16 protein-coding genes are annotated in these 15,876 nt (G+C 74.2%); 3 read left to right on the top strand and 13 right to left on the bottom strand.

Annotation, left to right across the window (positions count from 1 at the left end):
• Positions 1 to 265: 265 nt before the first annotated feature.
• The gene (locus tag AQJ30_RS14055; RefSeq protein ID WP_067233276.1) at positions 266 to 712 is read right to left on the bottom strand and encodes a MarR family winged helix-turn-helix transcriptional regulator; all 447 of its coding nucleotides are present in this window, start codon (positions 710 to 712) and stop codon (positions 266 to 268) included.
• A 239-nt stretch (positions 713 to 951) separates the two neighbouring features.
• Between AQJ30_RS14055 and AQJ30_RS14050 the strand changes: the two genes are divergently transcribed.
• Entirely contained in the window at positions 952 to 1,431 is a 480-nt protein-coding gene (locus AQJ30_RS14050) for a nucleoside deaminase (protein ID WP_067233274.1), read from the top strand.
• Positions 1,428 to 2,084, top strand: coding sequence for a DsbA family oxidoreductase (locus AQJ30_RS14045; RefSeq protein WP_067233272.1), 657 nt, complete (start codon positions 1,428 to 1,430; stop codon positions 2,082 to 2,084). Before AQJ30_RS14050 ends, AQJ30_RS14045 begins: the two co-directional genes overlap by 4 nt.
• Before the next feature lie 84 nt (positions 2,085 to 2,168).
• Here the strand turns inward: AQJ30_RS14045 and AQJ30_RS14040 are convergent, their stop codons facing one another.
• Positions 2,169 to 3,095, bottom strand: a complete 927-nt coding sequence (locus AQJ30_RS14040; protein ID WP_245726917.1) for a lysylphosphatidylglycerol synthase transmembrane domain-containing protein — start codon at positions 3,093 to 3,095, stop codon at positions 2,169 to 2,171.
• A 222-nt stretch (positions 3,096 to 3,317) separates the two neighbouring features.
• Between AQJ30_RS14040 and AQJ30_RS14035 the strand changes: the two genes are divergently transcribed.
• Positions 3,318 to 5,243 (top strand): ABC transporter ATP-binding protein, encoded by a 1,926-nt coding sequence (locus tag AQJ30_RS14035; RefSeq protein ID WP_067233590.1) that lies wholly within the window; start codon positions 3,318 to 3,320, stop codon positions 5,241 to 5,243.
• Positions 5,244 to 5,312: 69 nt separating this feature from the next.
• On the opposite strand, the gene AQJ30_RS14030 is transcribed toward AQJ30_RS14035, so the two are convergent.
• The 11 genes from AQJ30_RS14030 to AQJ30_RS13980 form a co-directional block, all read right to left on the bottom strand.
• Positions 5,313 to 6,197, bottom strand: coding sequence for a TauD/TfdA dioxygenase family protein (locus AQJ30_RS14030; RefSeq protein ID WP_067233271.1), 885 nt, complete (start codon positions 6,195 to 6,197; stop codon positions 5,313 to 5,315).
• Positions 6,198 to 6,233: 36 nt separating this feature from the next.
• On the bottom strand, positions 6,234 to 7,061 hold the full coding sequence (locus AQJ30_RS14025; protein WP_067233269.1) for an ABC transporter ATP-binding protein: 828 nt from the start codon (positions 7,059 to 7,061) through the stop codon (positions 6,234 to 6,236).
• Positions 7,048 to 8,100: a taurine ABC transporter substrate-binding protein gene (locus AQJ30_RS14020; protein ID WP_067233267.1), complete on the bottom strand. Its 1,053-nt coding sequence runs from the start codon at positions 8,098 to 8,100 to the stop codon at positions 7,048 to 7,050. The genes AQJ30_RS14025 and AQJ30_RS14020 overlap by 14 nt, the downstream gene beginning before the upstream one ends.
• Before the next feature lie 97 nt (positions 8,101 to 8,197).
• On the bottom strand, positions 8,198 to 9,067 hold the full coding sequence (locus AQJ30_RS14015; RefSeq protein ID WP_211278979.1) for an ABC transporter permease: 870 nt from the start codon (positions 9,065 to 9,067) through the stop codon (positions 8,198 to 8,200).
• Between the two features lie 342 nt (positions 9,068 to 9,409).
• Positions 9,410 to 10,687 (bottom strand): beta-ketoacyl synthase N-terminal-like domain-containing protein, encoded by a 1,278-nt coding sequence (locus AQJ30_RS14010; RefSeq protein WP_067233264.1) that lies wholly within the window; start codon positions 10,685 to 10,687, stop codon positions 9,410 to 9,412.
• Complete coding sequence (locus AQJ30_RS14005) at positions 10,684 to 12,486, bottom strand: polyketide synthase (RefSeq protein WP_211278978.1); 1,803 nt, start codon at positions 12,484 to 12,486, stop codon at positions 10,684 to 10,686. The genes AQJ30_RS14010 and AQJ30_RS14005 overlap by 4 nt, the downstream gene beginning before the upstream one ends.
• Positions 12,483 to 13,277, bottom strand: coding sequence for a polyketide synthase (locus AQJ30_RS14000; RefSeq protein ID WP_067233261.1), 795 nt, complete (start codon positions 13,275 to 13,277; stop codon positions 12,483 to 12,485). Before AQJ30_RS14000 ends, AQJ30_RS14005 begins: the two co-directional genes overlap by 4 nt.
• Complete coding sequence (locus AQJ30_RS13995; RefSeq protein WP_067233259.1) at positions 13,274 to 14,065, bottom strand: enoyl-CoA hydratase/isomerase family protein; 792 nt, start codon at positions 14,063 to 14,065, stop codon at positions 13,274 to 13,276. Before AQJ30_RS13995 ends, AQJ30_RS14000 begins: the two co-directional genes overlap by 4 nt.
• Positions 14,047 to 15,294 (bottom strand): hydroxymethylglutaryl-CoA synthase family protein, encoded by a 1,248-nt coding sequence (locus tag AQJ30_RS13990; protein WP_067233257.1) that lies wholly within the window; start codon positions 15,292 to 15,294, stop codon positions 14,047 to 14,049. Before AQJ30_RS13990 ends, AQJ30_RS13995 begins: the two co-directional genes overlap by 19 nt.
• Entirely contained in the window at positions 15,291 to 15,542 is a 252-nt protein-coding gene (locus AQJ30_RS13985; RefSeq protein ID WP_067233255.1) for an acyl carrier protein, read from the bottom strand. Before AQJ30_RS13985 ends, AQJ30_RS13990 begins: the two co-directional genes overlap by 4 nt.
• Entirely contained in the window at positions 15,539 to 15,856 is a 318-nt protein-coding gene (locus AQJ30_RS13980; protein WP_067233253.1) for an acyl carrier protein, read from the bottom strand. Before AQJ30_RS13980 ends, AQJ30_RS13985 begins: the two co-directional genes overlap by 4 nt.
• Between the last annotated feature and the right edge of the window lie 20 nt (positions 15,857 to 15,876).

Below are 15,876 nucleotides of genomic sequence, written 5' to 3'. Positions count from 1 at the left end.
GCATGCAGAGTCAAGCATGTACTTGCGAAGACGTGTGTGATGGATTTCACTTCACGCTGAAATGGGGGTGGGAGTTCGCGAACAATTCATTCGAAGGTGGACATTGGCTGCGGCCCGCACTTCCAAGGCTCAAGTGAGGCTCTACCTCGAGTGTGGCGGGCGGCGCGGAGTCTTGCGCCGCGGCGCCCGTACAACGCCGAAGAGCCGCCCGCGGGGCGGGCGGCTCCTGGCTCGGCCCCCACGGGGGCGTGAACGGGTCTTTGGCTCAGCCCCCGCTACGGAGGGCCTGCACCGTGCGCGTGAGCTCCGGGACGGCCCCCGCGGCGTTCAGGGCGGCGCTCAGGACGTCGCCGTACGTGCCGCGGGCGGCGGCGTAGCGTTGCCGGCCTTCGTCGGTGATCACCGCGTAGACGCCCCGCTTGTCGTCGGGACACAGGTCGCGGAAGGTGAAACCGGCCGTGTTCAGGCGCGCCACCAGGCGCGTGACCGAACTCTGGCCGAGACCCACCTTGTCCGCCAGGTCCTGCATGCGGAGTTCTCCGTCGGCGGCCTGGGCCAGGCACTCAAGGGCGCGGTATTCGGACAGACCGATACCGTGCTTGCGCTGCAGCGTCTGGGTGAGCTGTCGTTCGACGTGAGCGTGCAGGGTCAGCACCCTGCTCCACATGGCCTGGTCAGAGGACGCCGTGGGCGCCTGGGGGATGGTCGTCATACCGGGTTCTGGCTCCTCCCGAGCAGCGTTGACAACAAGATACATGTTCATGCAATCTTCTGTCCCGGTCTTTTTGTTCCCTCCGAGTTCTCCATCGGAGCAATAAGTTGTCAGTACAAGCAATCAACGGGCGATGAGCGGGGGAGTGCCATCCCGGCCGGGACCGGCCGCCCCGTCGGCGGTGACCTCCGGCCGACGCCCCCCGCTCCGCCCCGCCGTCCTCCGACAGGGATGAAGCCATGACACCCACCGAGAGCCGACTGGCCGACTATGTCCGTGAAGCGGTGAGAATCAGCAGGGAGCACGTCGCCCGCGGCGGCATCCCCTTCTCCGGGCTCGTCGTCAACCACGGGCAGATCCTGGCCAGCGGGTTCAACCGCGTCCGCGAGGACAACGACCCCACGGCCCACGCCGAGGTCGTCGCGCTGCGCCGGGCCACGGCCGAACGAGGGGTGTGGGCGACCGCCGGAGCCACCCTGATCGCGTCCGGAGAGCCGTGCGCCCTGTGCTACATGGCCTCGCTCCACTTCGGTGTCAGCAGGATCGTGTACGCGGTCGACCGCGGGACGGCCGCCGAGTACGGCTTCGACTACGCGAGCTCGTACTCGATCTTCGCGAAGGACCCGGCCGACTGGCCGGTGGAAGTGACCCACCTCGACGTGCCGGGAGCGGTCGAGCCGTTCGATGAGTACCGCTCGGTCAACAGGAGGCTCGGATGAACCAGGTGACCACCGGCCGGATCAGCGTCAAGGTCTGGTCCGACTACGTCTGTCCGTACTGCATGCTCGCCGAGGGGCCGCTGCACGAGGCCACGCACGACCTGGACGTCGACGTGCAGTGGATGCCGTACGAACTCAGGCCCCACCCCAAGCCGACGCTGCGCCCCGAGGACCCCTACCTGCCCACCGTGTGGGAGCGTTCGGTCTACCCCATGGCCCGGCGGATGGGGGTCGACATCACCCTCCCCACCGTCTCGCCGCAGCCGTACACCCGGCTCGCCTTCGAGGGGTACCAGTACGCCGCCGAACACGGCAGGGCGGCCGAGTACACCCCGCGGATGCTCAGGGCGTTCTTCCAGGAGAACCAGGACATCGGCCGGCTGGAGGTGCTCACCGGCATCGCCGCCGAACTCGGTCTGGACGCCGACGACTACGCCCGGGCCCTGACCGAGGGGACGTACCGGAAGGCCCACGAGGAGGCACTGCGCACTGCGGAGGCGTACACCATCTCGGTCGTCCCCACGATCATCGTCAACGAGCGGTACCGCATCGAAGGGGTGCCCGACGCGGCCCGGCTGCGCAAGGCCGTCCTCGAGGAACAGGCCGCCTCGCCCGCCGCCCCGGGCAACGCCTGCGGGATCGACGGCTGCTGACCCCCGGCGGCCGGCCGCCGCCGGGGCGGGGAGGGGGCGAAGGCCCGGGACGACCGCCGTCGTGCCCCTCCCGCGCCCGGCCGGTCAGATCACCTTCCACCGCACCAGCGCGCCCAGCGTCAGCGCGCCGGGCACCAGCGGCAGCCAGACCGTGATGATCCGGTACGCGAGGACCACCGCCGTCGCGGCCGGCACCGCCCCGCCGGCCGCCACCAGGGCCACGACCAGCGCGGCCTCCACCGAGCCGATCCCGCCCGGCGTGGGCACCAGCGCGACCGCCGCGGTCGCCGCCAGGTACGCCAGCGCCAGGTGCCCGGCCGGCACCGGCAGCCCCAGCGCCCGCCCCACCAGCACCAGACCGGCCGCCTGGAGCGCCGGGAACGCCAGCGACCCGCCCCACAACGCCAGCGCCCGCGCCGGACGGGCGTGCACCGAACGGGCCTCGCCGAGCGCCGTGCGCAGGAAACCGCACACGGCCGCGCGCAGCCGTCGTACGAGGAGCAGCGCGAGCCCCGCGAGGAGCACGGCACCGGCCAGCCCGGCCAGCAGCGGACCCACCGCGCCGGACGGCACCAGCGTGCCCGGCCGCAGGGCGTGCGGGAAGGCCAGCAGCAGCCCGGCCAGCAGGCCCAGCCGCGCCACGGCCTCCGCCAGCAGGTACAGCGCGAGCGCCGCCGACGAGCGGGCCAGTGGCACCCCGCACAGGGCCATGAAACGCAGGTTGACCGCGCTCGCGCCGAGCCCGGTCGGCAGCAGGTGGTTGGCCGCGCCCGCCGCGAACTGCACGGCCAGCAGGCGTCGTCCGGGCAGCCGTTGCACCACGGCGCCCTGTCGGGTGACGGCCGCCGCCACCCAGGTCAGACAGGTCGCGCCGACGGCACCCAGCAGCCAGGGCCACTCGGCCGAGCGCAGCTGCGCGAGGCCCTCGGCGAGGACCGAGCGGTGGCGCACCGCGACGACGGCGACCAGCAGGACCGGCAGCAGGCACAGCACGTGCCGGACCTGCCGCACGGGGAGGTACCGCGCACGGGGGAGGCGCGCGGACCGGACGGGGGAGCGGAGCGGGCCCGGGGGACGGGGCCCTTCGGGGAGGATTACCGCGGTCACACCACGGAAGGTTCTCCCCGCCGCGCCAACACCGGGTGGCGGGATCACGGACTGCGGCTTACGGACGGGCACCGACCGCGCCTTGACCTCAAGGACGGTCGAGGTCCTACCGTCCTGCACATGAGCATGGAGACCACCGCGTGGATGCAGCTGCACAGCGTCCTCAACGCCCAGCAGGACCGCCGCCCCTTCGACCGCGCGACACTGCGCCGCATCGGCGCCTTCGCCCGCCCGCACCGCCGCCGCATCGCGGTCTTCGTCCTGCTGGGGACGGTGACCGCGCTGCTCGCCGTGGCCACGCCCGTGCTGGCCGGGCGGGTCGTCGACGCGATCGTGTCGCGGGGGGAGGAGCGCACGGTCGTCGGGCTGGCCCTGCTCATCGCGCTGATCGCGCTGCTGGAGGCGGGGCTCGGCATCCTCGGGCGCAGGCTGTCGGCGACGCTCGGCGAGGGACTCATCCTCGACCTGCGGACGGCTGTGTTCGATCATGTGCAGCGCATGCCGGTCGCGTTCTTCACACGTACCCGTACGGGCGCGCTGGTCTCCCGGCTCAACAACGACGTGATCGGCGCCCAACGCGCCTTCAGCAACACCCTGTCCGGCGTGGTCGGGAACATCGTGACGCTGGTGCTCACCCTGGCCGTGATGCTCACCCTGTCCTGGCAGGTCACGCTGCTCGCGCTGGTCCTGCTGCCGGTGTTCGTGGTGCCCGCCCGCCGGATGGGCGGCCGCATGGCCCGCATGCAGCGCGAGGCGGCCACGCTGAACGCCGCGATGGGCACCCGGATGACCGAGCGGTTCTCCGCGCCCGGTGCCACCCTGGTCAAGCTGTTCGGCCGGCCCGAGCAGGAGTCCGTCGAGTTCGCCGCCCGCGCCGCACGCGTACGGGACATCGGCGTCCGCACGGCCACCGCCCAGTCGGTGTTCCTCACCTCCCTCACCCTCGTCTCCGCCCTGGCCCTCGCCCTCGTCTACGGCCTCGGCGGCCGGCTCGCCCTGCACGGCGCCCTGGAGCCGGGCGCGGTGGTGGCGCTCGCCCTGCTGCTGACCCGGCTGTACGCGCCGCTCACCGCGCTCGCCGGGGCGCGCGTGGAGGTGATGAGCGCCCTGGTCAGCTTCGAGCGGGTCTTCGAGGTCCTCGACCTCGAGCCGCTCATCGAGGAGAAGCCGGACGCCCGTGACGTGCCGGACGGCCCGGTCGCCGTCGAGTTCGACGACGTCCGCTTCGCCTACCCGTCCGCCGACCGCGTCTCCCTCGCCTCCCTGGAGGAGGTCGCCTCCCTCGACACCCGCGGCGGCGAGGAGGTCCTGCACGGCATCTCCTTCCGCGCCGAACCCGGGCAGACCATCGCCCTCGTCGGCTCCTCCGGCGCCGGCAAGTCCACCGTCGCCCAGCTCCTGCCGCGCCTGTACGACGTCGACTCCGGCGCCGTCCGCATCGGCGGCGTCGACGTCCGCGACCTCACCGCGCGCTCGCTGCGCGCCACGGTCGGCATGGTCACGCAGGACGGCCACCTCTTCCACGACACGGTCCGGGCCAACCTGGTGATGGCCCGCCCGGACGACGGGGGCGGGGCGGCCGACGTCGAGGCCGACCTGTGGGACGCGCTGCGCCGGGCCCGCCTCGAGGACCTCGTCCGCGCGCTGCCCGACGGCCTCGACACCGTCGTGGGCGAGCGCGGCTACCGGCTGTCCGGCGGGGAACGCCAGCGCATGACCATCGCCCGGCTGCTGCTGGCCCGCCAGCGCGTGGTCGTCCTCGACGAGGCCACCGCGCACCTCGACAACACCTCCGAGGCGGCCGTGCAGGAGGCGCTGACCGAGGCCCTGGCGGACCGCACCGCCGTCGTCATCGCCCACCGCCTGTCCACGGTGCGCTCGGCCGACCGCATCCTGGTCGTGGAGGCCGGCCGCATCGTCGAACAGGGCACCCACGAGGAGCTGTTGACGGCCGGCGGCCGCTACGCGGAGCTGTACCGGGCGCAGTTCGAGCAGTCGCAGCCGGGACAGCCCGGGCAGCCGGGGGCGCCGGAGGTCGCGGTGGGGGTGTAGGACCGGCGGCGCCCTTTGCAGCACGGGTGACGGACGGCGGGGGTGCCCCGCACGTCAGGGGCAAGTCCGTCAGGCGGAGGCCGGGGTGGGTCCGACCGGTGTGTCCCCGCGCAGCGTGATGCGGTGCATGACGCGGTGCTGGTCGCCGTAGTCCCGGTTGGCGTAGTGCGCCGTGCTGCGGTTGTCCCACAGCGCGACGTCCCCCGGCCGCCAGCGGTGCCGTACGACGTGCTCGGGCTTGGTGAGGTGGGCGTAGAGGATGTCGAGGAGTCCGCGGCTCTCGTACTCCGAGACGCCCACGATGTGCGAGGTGAAGCCGGGGTTCACGAACAGGCCCTTGCGGCCGCTCTCGGGGTGGACCCGGACCACGGGGTGCTCCACCGGGGTCAGTGCGGTGAACACCTCGCCCTCCCACACGTTCCCGCGGCCCTGGCGCCGCTGGGCGAGGTAGTAGCCGAACTCGCGGCTGCCGTCGTGGACGGCGGTGAGCGTGTCGACGTACGCCCGCAGCCCCGGCGACAGCGACGCGTAGGCGAGCTGGCTGTCCGCCCAGTTGGTGTCGCCGCCGTGGGGCGGCAGCACCACAGCGCGCAACACGGAGATCGCCGGCGGCCGCTGGACGAACGTCACGTCGGTGTGCCACACGTCGGCGAACCCGTTGTCCTGGCTGTCCAGCGCGTACACCTCGGGCGCCACGTCACCGGAGTCGTGGACCGGATGGCCGACGGTGACCTCGCCGAGGCGCCGGCCGAACTCGATCTGCGCGGCGTCGTCGAGGCCGTGCTGGTCGCGGACGAACAGCACCTTGTACGCCACGAGTGCCTCGCGCAGGGCGAGGACCTCGGCGTCGTCGAGGCGGGCGAGGTCGACGCCGTGGACCTCGGCGCCGAAGTGCGGGCCGAGCGCGGTGACCGGGAGGGTGGCCGGGGCCGGCCGTTCGCTGAGGATGCTCACCTGTGTGTTTCCCTTCTCTGTACGGCGTTTCTCTGGTCAGGCCGCCGCGGCGGCCTTCACGGCGTGCGAGACCTGGGCGCGCAGCTCCGCGAACTCCCGCGAGCCGCGCAGTTCTTCGGCGTCCACGTCGTCCCGCGGCAGGCCGATGGGCAGGTCCAGGGCGACGGTGCCGGGGCCCTTGGTCAGCACGACGATGCGGGAGCCGAGGAACACCGCCTCGTCCGCCGAGTGCGTCACGAACACCGCGGTCCGTCCGGTCCGCCGGGTCACCCGGCGCACGTCCTCCTGGAGCCGTTCCCGGGTCAGCGCGTCGAGCGCCGCGAACGGCTCGTCCAGCAGCAGGAGGGGGTTCTCGGCGGCGAGGGCCCGGGCGATGGCGACGCGTTGCTGCTGGCCGCCGGAGATCTCCCAGACGCGGCGCCGCTCGGTGCCCTCCAGGCCGACCCGGGCCAGCAACTCCGCGCGCCGCTCGGGCCATTGGGAGCGGCTGACGCCCGCGTACCGCAGCGCCAGGTCGATGTTGCCCCGCACCGTCCGCCACGGGAACAGCCGGGGCGTCTGGAACACGACACCGGCCGCCTCGCCGGGGCGCGGCTCGGTGCCGGAGACGCGCACCGCACCCTGTGTGGGCCGCTCGAAGCCGGCGATCAGCCGCAGCAACGTGCTCTTGCCGCAGCCCGACGCGCCCACCAGCACCAGGAACTCGCCCGCCGGGACGCTCAGGTCGACCGGGCCGACGGCGGTGAACTCCTCGCCGCCGCGCCCGTACCGGTGGGTGACGTGCTCGATGCGGACGGAACCGGCGGCCGAGGTGTCCACCTCCGCGGCGGCCCCGGCGGCCGCAGTGACCTCACTGGAGGACATCGGACAGCCCCTTCGAGTAGAACGCCTTGCGGACGGCGTCCTGCGACGGTGCCGCGTCGATCTGCTTCTGCTCGGCCAGGAACGCGGCGGTGTCGGACACGTAGGTGAGCAGCTTGCCCGGACTGCCCTCCGTGCCCAGCCAGTCGGCGGACACGACCTGCTCCGGGGTGAGGAACACCCCCTGCTTCAGCTGCGCCGCGGCGTCCTCGGCGCTGATGCCCAGTTCGGCCGCGACGGCCTTCACCGAGCCGTCCGGGTCGGACTTCAGCAGCCGCAGCGCCTCGGCCTCCGCCTTGCGCCAGGCGTCGATGGCCGCCGGGTCGCGGGCGATCAGCTCGTCGGACACGACGGCCAGGTCAAGGGTCGGCTTGCCCGCCGCGCCGATCTCCTTGCTGCTGGTGAGCTGGGTGCCGGTCGCGCGCAGCTCGTCCAGGGTCGGCAGCCACACGTACGCGGCGTCGATGTCCCCGCGCTGCCAGGCGGCCAGGATCGGCTGCGGCTGGAGGTCGATCAACTGCACGTCGGACGGCTTCAGACCGGCCGACTCCAGCGCCGCCAGGAGGCTGTAGTGCGAGGTGGAGGCGAAGGGGGTCGCGATCTTCTTGCCCCGCAGCCCGGCGACGTCGGTGATGCCGGTCTTTTTGCGCGCCACCAGCGCCTCGTTCTCGCCGGCGACGTCCAGGATCCATGCGACCTTGTACGGGATGGGCGAACTCCCCGACACCCCGCGGGCGAACGGGCTGGAACCCAGCGCGGCGATGTCCAGGGACTTGCCGAGGAACGCCTGGTTGACGCTGGCGCCGGAGTCGAACTTGATCCAGGAGATCTTGTGGTCGGGCAGCGCCTTCTCCAGCAGCTTCCTGTTCTTCACGATCAAGTCGCCGCTGGGGAAGGCGAAGTAGCCGATGCGCAGCCGCTTGGAGCCGCCGGACGACGCCGCCTCGCTGTCGGAGGAGCAGCCGGTGACGGCCGCGGACACGGCGGCCAGGGCACCGGCGAGGAGGAGACGGCGGGACGGACCGCGGGAGGCAGGAGACATGACGGAGCCGTTTCTGTATGCGGGCAGACGGTGCGAGGGGAGAAGGAGGTGCAAGGGGGGAGGGCGGGGCAAGGGGGGAGGGAGGGGAGCGCGGGGCTCAGGTGCGGCCGCGCCACGGCACGGCCACGCGTTCCAGCCGCAGCAGCAGGCCGTCGATGACGAGCCCGGAGACGCCGATGGCGATGATGCCGACCAGCACCACGGGGGTGTTGTTGTAGTTGGCCGCGTCCTTGACCATGCCGCCGATGCCCGGCAGACCGTTCACCAACTCCGCGGCGACCAGGGAGGAGTAGGCCACGCCCACGGCGAGCCGGACCCCGGTGAGCGTCTCGGGCAGGGCGGACGGCACCACGACGTCCCGGACGGTGTCCCACCGCGACGCACCGAGCGCGCGGGCGGCCTCGACGAGGGCCTTTGGCACCGCCGCGACGGCGGTCGTGGTGGACACGGCCACGGGCGGGAACGCCGCCACCGCGAGCAGCGTCACCTTCGGCTCCTCGTCGATCCCCAGCCAGATGATGAGCAGCGAGAAGTACGCCAGGGGCGGCAGCGTCCGCAGGAAGGTGATCCACGGCTCGAACAGCGAGCGCAGCCAGCCCACGGTGCCCATGAGCAGCCCGAACACCACCCCGGCCAGGATGCCGAGGCCGGCGCCGAGGGCGATGCGGCGCAGGCTGATGCCCAGGTGCTCGACGAGGGTGGTGCCGTTGTAGCCCCGGACGCCGTCGTGCGTGGTGGACACGTCGACGAACGCGTCCCACACCTTGGCGGGCGGCGGGACCAGCGTCTCGCTCCAGGTGTGGCTCGCGGCGAGCACCTGCCACAGGACGAGGAACAGCAGCAACGAGCCCAGCGGCAGCGCGACATGACGCACCCGCGGGAGGACGCGGTGCCGGGGCGGGCGGCGGCCGGGCGGCGGGGCGTCGGCGGGATCGGCGGGCTTCGCCAGGGACGGGGTCGTGGACACAGCGGGTTCTCCAGGGGACGTCGACGGCGCGCGGCAGCGGTCGACCGACCACGGGGCGGGTGGCCCCGGGTCAGGACAGGGAAGGGGGACGTCCTGGTGCGGGTGGCGTCACCGCACGGCAGGGCGCGCAGGGGAGAGGGCTGGGATCAGCGACAACACGAGCCCGGGCGTCGGCACAGGTCGATGACCAGGCGTCGCACGAGGGGCTCGGGATTCATGAGGCACATTTGTACAGGAGCGGGGGCTCCGTACCAACAGGCGTCCCACTTTCTGGTACGCGATGAGACGGCGCCGGCCTCCCGGGAGTTCCCGGAAGGCCTGCACCGCGCACGAGGGAACGGGTCAACTGCGCAGGACGACCGCCGCGTTGATCCCGCTGAAGGCGACGCTGTGGCACAGCGCGGTGCGTACCGCTCCGGGGACGGCGGTCCGTCCCACCAGGGGCAGCCCCTCCTCCAGCGGCTGTTCGGTGTTGGGGTTGCCGTGGCGGAAGCCCTCCCGCATCTGCAGCAGCGTGGCCACCAGCTCCAGCAGTCCCGCCGAGGTCAGGCAGTGACCCAGCAGCGGCTTGGTGGAGTTGACCAGCGCGTGGCGGTCGGGGCCGAAGACGTCCAGCAGGGCGCGCGCCTCGGCCGCGTCCCCGGCCACGGAGCCGGTGCCGTGGGCGTTCACGTAGTCGACGTCCCGCGGTGCGACGCCCGCGTGCGCGAGCGCCGCCCGCAGGGCCGCCGCCTGGCCCAGCGCGTCGGGGGCGGTACCCCGGCGGCCGTCGAGGCGCTGGCCGTGCCCGGCGACCCGGGCCCGAACGCGCGCACCGCGCCGACCGGCGTGCTGCGCGCTCTCCAGGACGACCGCGGCGGCGCCCTGCCCGTAGACGAAGCCCCGTCGCCGCCGGTCGAAGGGACGGCACAGCCGCCAGGGCTCCGCGGCCCCGTCGGTGTCGGCCATGGCGCCGCTGTCCCGGAAGGCGCGCAGCTCCACTGCCGAGAGCTCGGTGGCGGGGGCGACGACCAGACAGACCGGGGCCTCCCCGGAGCGCACCAGCCGGCTGCCGAGGATGACGGCGACGGTCCCGCTCGCGGAGGCCGCGCCGGCCGTCCAGCCCTCGCCGTTGACGCCGGTGACCTCGCTGACCACGCCGACCGTGTCGGTGTCCATGTGGGTCAGCGCGTACGACGGGCGCAGCCGCCCCGGCCGGGTGGCGAACGTCCGGACCGCTTCGGCCTGGTGGGACAGTGCCAGGTTGTTGCCCGCCACGATCAGCGCGGCGCCGTCGAGGTCGGACGCCCGCAGCCCGGCGTCGCGGACGGCCGCGAGCGCGGCACACGCCGCCGTCCGCGCCGGGAGGGCCGCCCGGCCCGCGACGCCCCGCAACCGCGCGACGGTTCCCGGATCGTCCGGGAGCAGGCGCGCGGCCCAGTCCGCGAGCGAGAAGTGGTCCAGCCGGGCACCGGCAGGCGGCGCGCCGTCCGGTGCCCCGGGCTCCCCCCGTTCGCCGGCGGCCCGGACGGCGCTGCGCCCCGCCCGCAGCGCGGCGGCGAAACCCGCCAGGTCGTCGGCAAGGGCGTGCAGCACACCCGCGCCGGTCACCACCGCCTCCGTGCGACCGCCGTCGGTCATCCCGTCCTCCGGTGCGCGGGGAGCGGGCGCGGTACGGGGGCGAAGCCCAGCGGCACCCGCCGGAAGGCGTACCCGGGCAGCCGGACCCGCCGGGAGGGCGGCCGTTCCCACAGGTCCGCCCAGGCCACGGGAGCACCCTCCAGCCAGGCGCGGCCGGCCTGCACCGTCCCTTCAGCCGCGTCGGCCGGGTGCGCCGGTCCGGCCGGTCCGCGGGGCGGGCCGCCGCGGGCCAGGTCGGCCAGTGCCGACCGCAGTCCGGGCAGGTCGCGGGCGTACAGCAGGGCGCGGCACGCCAGGTGGTCACGCCCCGACTGCAAGGTCCAGGCGAGGGGGGCCAACTCGGTGCCGGCGGCCGGGGTGGACAGGTGCTCACCGAGCCGGGCGGCCTGTCGGCGCAGCGACTCCTCGTCGGCGGCGCTCAGCGGTACGGCGAGCGGGCCCCGCGTCCACCGGCCGCCACCGGACTCGCGGGCCGCGGCGGGCGGCTCCTCCAGTACCAGGTGGGCGTTGGAGCCGCCGATGCCGAAGGAACTGACCGCTGCCCGCCGCGGCCGGGCGGGGTCGCGCGGCCAGGGCACGGGCTCCGGTCGCGGCGGGAGGCGTTCCGCCTCCAGGCCGGGGTCCAGGCTCAGCAGGCCCCTCGCGCCGGGGATGGCGCCGTTGACCAGGACGAGCACGGCCTCGGCCAGCCCGACCGCGCCCGCGGCGCCCTCCAGGTGGCCGACCGCGGCCTTCACCGACCCGATCCACAGGCGGCCGTCCGGTCCGCCCAGCGGCCCGGCGCGGCCGTCGGCTTCGGGGTGCAGCAGGGCGCGCAGCGCGTCGATCTCCAGGCCGTCCGCGCTGGTGCCGGGGGCGTGCGCCTCCAGATAGCCGATCGTGCGGGGGGACAGTCCGGCCTGGGACAGCGTCCGCCGCAGCAGCCGGGTCTGTGAATCCGCGTCGGTCCGGGTCAGGCCCCCCGCGCGCCCGTCGTGGTTGGTGGCGGACCCGACGATCACCGCCATGACCGGGTCGCCGTCGCGCAGGGCGTCGTCCAGGCGTCGCAGGACGAAGCAGAGCGCGCCCTCGCCGCGTACGTAACCGTCGGCCCCCGGCGAGAACGGACTGCACGAACCCGAGGGCGACAGCGCCCCCATGTAGGCCATGGCGGCGGGCATCCAGCCGGCGACGCACACGTTCGACGCACCGGCCAGAGCGGTGTCGAAGTCGCCCGCGCGCAGCCCCGAGACAGCCGCCGCCACCGCGGTGAGACCACTGGAGCAGGCGGTGTCCACGGTGACGCTGGGGCCCCGCAGGTCGTAGTGGTGGGAGATCCGGTTGGCCAGATAGGACTGGATGGTGCCGACGGCCGAGTAGCGGTCGAGCGTTCCCGTGATCAGCATGCGGTCGCGGAAGTCGCTCGTGGCGCAGCCGACGAAGACGCCGACCTCCTGGCCGCGCAACGAGCCGGGCGCGATCCCCGCGCTCTCCAGCGCCTGCCAGCTCGTCTCCAGCAGCAGACGCTGCTGGGGGTCCATCCACACCGCCATGCGACGTCCGATGCCGAAGAAGTCCGCGTCGAACGCGTCGACGTCCTCCAGCACGGCGGCGCGCAGGCCGGCCGGACCGGCGACCTCACGGTCGTACCCGGTCAGGCGGTCGGCCGGGACCTCACCGATCATCCCGTCCCCGGCGCACAGCGTCCGCCACAGGTCCTCCGGGCCGTCGCCGCCGGGTACGCGGCACGCCATGCCGATGACGGCCACGGGGTCGCGCGGTGCGGGCTGCGGGGTGGCCCGGGTCGGGGCGTCGTTCACGGCCATACCTCCTCGGGGCGCCCGTACCGGTCGGCGACCAGACGGCGCAGGTCGGGCGAGTTCCAGGCCTCCAGGTGGGGGCCGAGCTCCACCTCCACCGCCGCGTCCCCGGCGGCGAGCAGCTGGGTGGCCAGCTGGCCCTTGAGCAACTCCAGGGACCGGCGCGGTGCCCGGGCGATGCGTTCGGCGATCTCCAGGGACCGTGGCAGGACCTGCTCGTGCGGGACGACCTGGACGGGTGCGGACCGGCGGCGCAGTTCGGCCCCCCGGTAGCCCCGCGCGGTCCACAGCATCTCGGCGCCCAGTGCGTGCCCGAGCCGGGCCGGCAGCAGCCAGGTGGTCCCGTACTCGGGGACCAGGCCGTAGTTGAGGAAGTTGGCGGCGTAGACGGACCGTTCGCTGAGCACCGGCACGTCCGCGTAGAGGCCCTGCGTCAGCCCTCCGCCCAGGGCGTGGCCGCGCATGGCCGCGACCACCGGCAGCGGGCACCGGGCGAAGGCCCGCACGAACGGCTCCAGTTCTCCGCGGTCCTGGTCCATCAGGTAGTCCCGGGCGGCGCCCGAGGAGAAGACGTCGGGCAGGCCCGCGGCCACCACGACGCGGACGGCGGGGTCGGCCGTGACGCGCTCCAGGACCTCGCCCAGCGCGGCGACGAGGGCAGGGGTCATGGCGTTGCGCCGCTCGGGGTCGCACACCGTGACCAGGGCGACCGGCCCGGTCCGCTCCGCCGTCACCGGCCCGGCGGAGGGGGTGGACGACCGGGCGTGCCCGGTGGGCTGGGTGTCGCTCATGGCAGCAGTCCCTCCTCGCGCAGTGCCGCCACCCGGGCGCGCACCAAGGGGTCGGCGAGCGAGTCGGCGAGCAGCCCGCGGGCGTACCCGGGGTAGCCCTCGGGCGTGCCGCGCAGCAGGTCCCTGCACCGCTTCAACTCGGCGACGGCACCGGGCCGCGGAGCCCTGCGCAGGGCCAGCAGCAGCCGCCGCACGTCCTGCTCGGGCAGGTCCCCGACGGTGTCCGCGAGCCCCAGTTCACCGGCGGCGGTGGAGTCGATCTCCTCCGCCAGCAGGGCGGCGCGGAAGGCGGCGCGCTCTCCCATGCGGGCGGTGAGGAAGGGCAGGACGGTGGCGGGGACGAGGCCCAGGAGCGCCTCGGTGAGACGGAACGACGCGTCGGGGCCCGCGAAGACGAGGTCGCAGGCGCTGACCAGTCCGACGCCCCCGCCCGTGACCCGGCCCGTCACGACGGCGGCGGTCACCAGCGGCCCGGTCGCCAGCGCGGTCAGCAGCTCCCACATCCGGTCGCCGACGGTGGCCCACTGCGCGGCGTCCGCCGTCACGACGGCCGGATCGAGGCCCGAGCAGAACACCGGCCCGGACGCCGAGAGGACCGCGGCGCGGCAGCCGGGTGTCCGTTCGGCGGTGCGCAGGGCGGTGTGCAGGGCCTCGACCGTGGCGGCGTCCAGCGCGTTGCGCCGCTCGGGCGCGGTCAGCCGCAGCCGCGCGCAGGCGCCCTCGATGCGCAGGTCCACCGGGCCCGGGAGCGGGTCCCGCGCGCCGGGCGTCACCGCTGGGGGAACCATGCGTACTCCCGGCGGTAGCCCTCGACGCCGACGAGCACGGCGCGTGGCCGGTCGGCCGCCCCCCGGACGAAGCGGCGCCCGGGGTCGACGACGGCGTCGGGGACGGCGAACATCGTGGTGGCGGCCTGCGCGGTCAGGGCGTCGTACTCCGCGACCGTCAGCCGGTGGCGCGCCGTGAGCTGTTCCTCCAGCCCCGCCGCGGCGACCCGCCGCCGGGCCCCGGCGGGCATCCGGCCCGCGAAGAACTCCGACGAGCACCCCGAGCCGTAGCTGAACACGCCGAGTTCGGCGCCCTCGTCGTGCGGCGCGTGGGCGACGGCGCTCAGCACCGCCAGCAGGGTGGTGGCGGAATACACGTTGCCCACCTGCTCGGGCAGGCGCAGTGAGGGGGCGACGCGGCGTTCGAAGTCCTCCTGCACCGCGGGCCCGGTGCGGGAGGCCAGCTTGCGCATGGCGTTGCGATGGGCGCCGCGGACCATGCCGGGGAAGGGGGTGTGCATGGCCAGCAGGTCGTAGGAGGTGGCGAAGTCCGCTCCCGCGCGGCGGGCCGCGTGGTCGGTGAACGAGCCCAGGAGGCAGTCCAGGTAGGACATCAGCGACAGGTCGGTGTCCACCACGTCCACGTCGTGGCGCGGCCGGGCGAAGTCGGCGATCTCGTAGCTGTAGGCGCCGGCGCCTACGTGGTCGACCTCCAGGATCCCCGGCCGGGCGCCCACCAGCGCGGCCACCGCGCCCAGGCCCTGGCTCGGCTCCATGTACGTGCCGCGTTCGGGCAGGGAGAGGTCGGCGGCGACGACCAGGACCCGGCTCGCGGGGTCGGCGCGCACCAGCGCCACGGCGGTCTGGAGCGCGGCCACCCCGCCGTAGCAGGCCTGCTTGACCTCGAAGATGCGGCAGGTGCGGGGCAGGTCGAGCAGCCGGTGGAGGTAGGTGCCGGTCGACTTGGACAGGTCGAAGGACGACTCGGTGGCCACGACGAGGGCGCGCAGGCCCGCGCGCTCGGACACGCTCATGGCGTCCACGACCGGCCGGGCGGCTGTCGCGGCGAGGGTGACCACGTCCTCGCCCGGGAGCGGGGCCGCCCGCCGGACCATGCCCAGGTTGGCCAGCCGGGAGCGGTCCAGGCCGCGGGCGTCGAAGAGGTCGCCGGCGTCGACGAAGGCGTCCCCGAAGTAGCCGCCCACCGCCTCGATGCCCACGGCCGGCTCCGCGGCGTGCGGTGCGGTCATGGACGCCTCACCGCACCCGCCAGCAGGGCGTCCACGAGGCCGCCGATGCCCGTCACGCCGTCCAAGCGCTCGGCCCGCAGGTCCAGGTCGCAGGCGTCCAGGCAGCCGACCACCACGTCCAGGCGGTCGAGCGAGCTGCAGCCCAGTTCCTCCATGGTGCGGTCCTCGCGGATCTCGGACGGGTCCAGGTCCGGCCGCACGGCCAGGATGTTCTCGCGGACGACGGCGGACACCTGGTCCCTGGTCATACGGCGCCTTCCCGGCCTTCTCGGTGCGGCCCGTGGCCCGCGCCGGTGCCGGCCGGTGCCTGCCGCACGCGTGCGGCCAGGGCGCCGGGGGTGCCGAGGTCGTGCAGCTCTTCGAGCGTGACCTTCACCCCGAGCGCCTCGTGGACCTGGGCGAGGTACTCGACGGCGAGGATCGAGTCCAGCCCCTGTGCGGTGAACTCGGTGTCGGAGCGCACGGTGTCGCGCTCCACGTAGAGGATCTCGGCCAGCAGGTCCAGGACGGTGTCCTCGACTCGCTGGTGGTCCGGCTCCGGCCGGGTGTCGTGCTGTGGCATCGCTGCCCTCCTGTGGCAGG

It is taken from the genome of Streptomyces longwoodensis (genome assembly GCF_001514125.1).
Taxonomy (GTDB): domain Bacteria; phylum Actinomycetota; class Actinomycetes; order Streptomycetales; family Streptomycetaceae; genus Streptomyces; species Streptomyces longwoodensis.
This window is presented reverse-complemented; position numbering and strand designations above follow the sequence as displayed.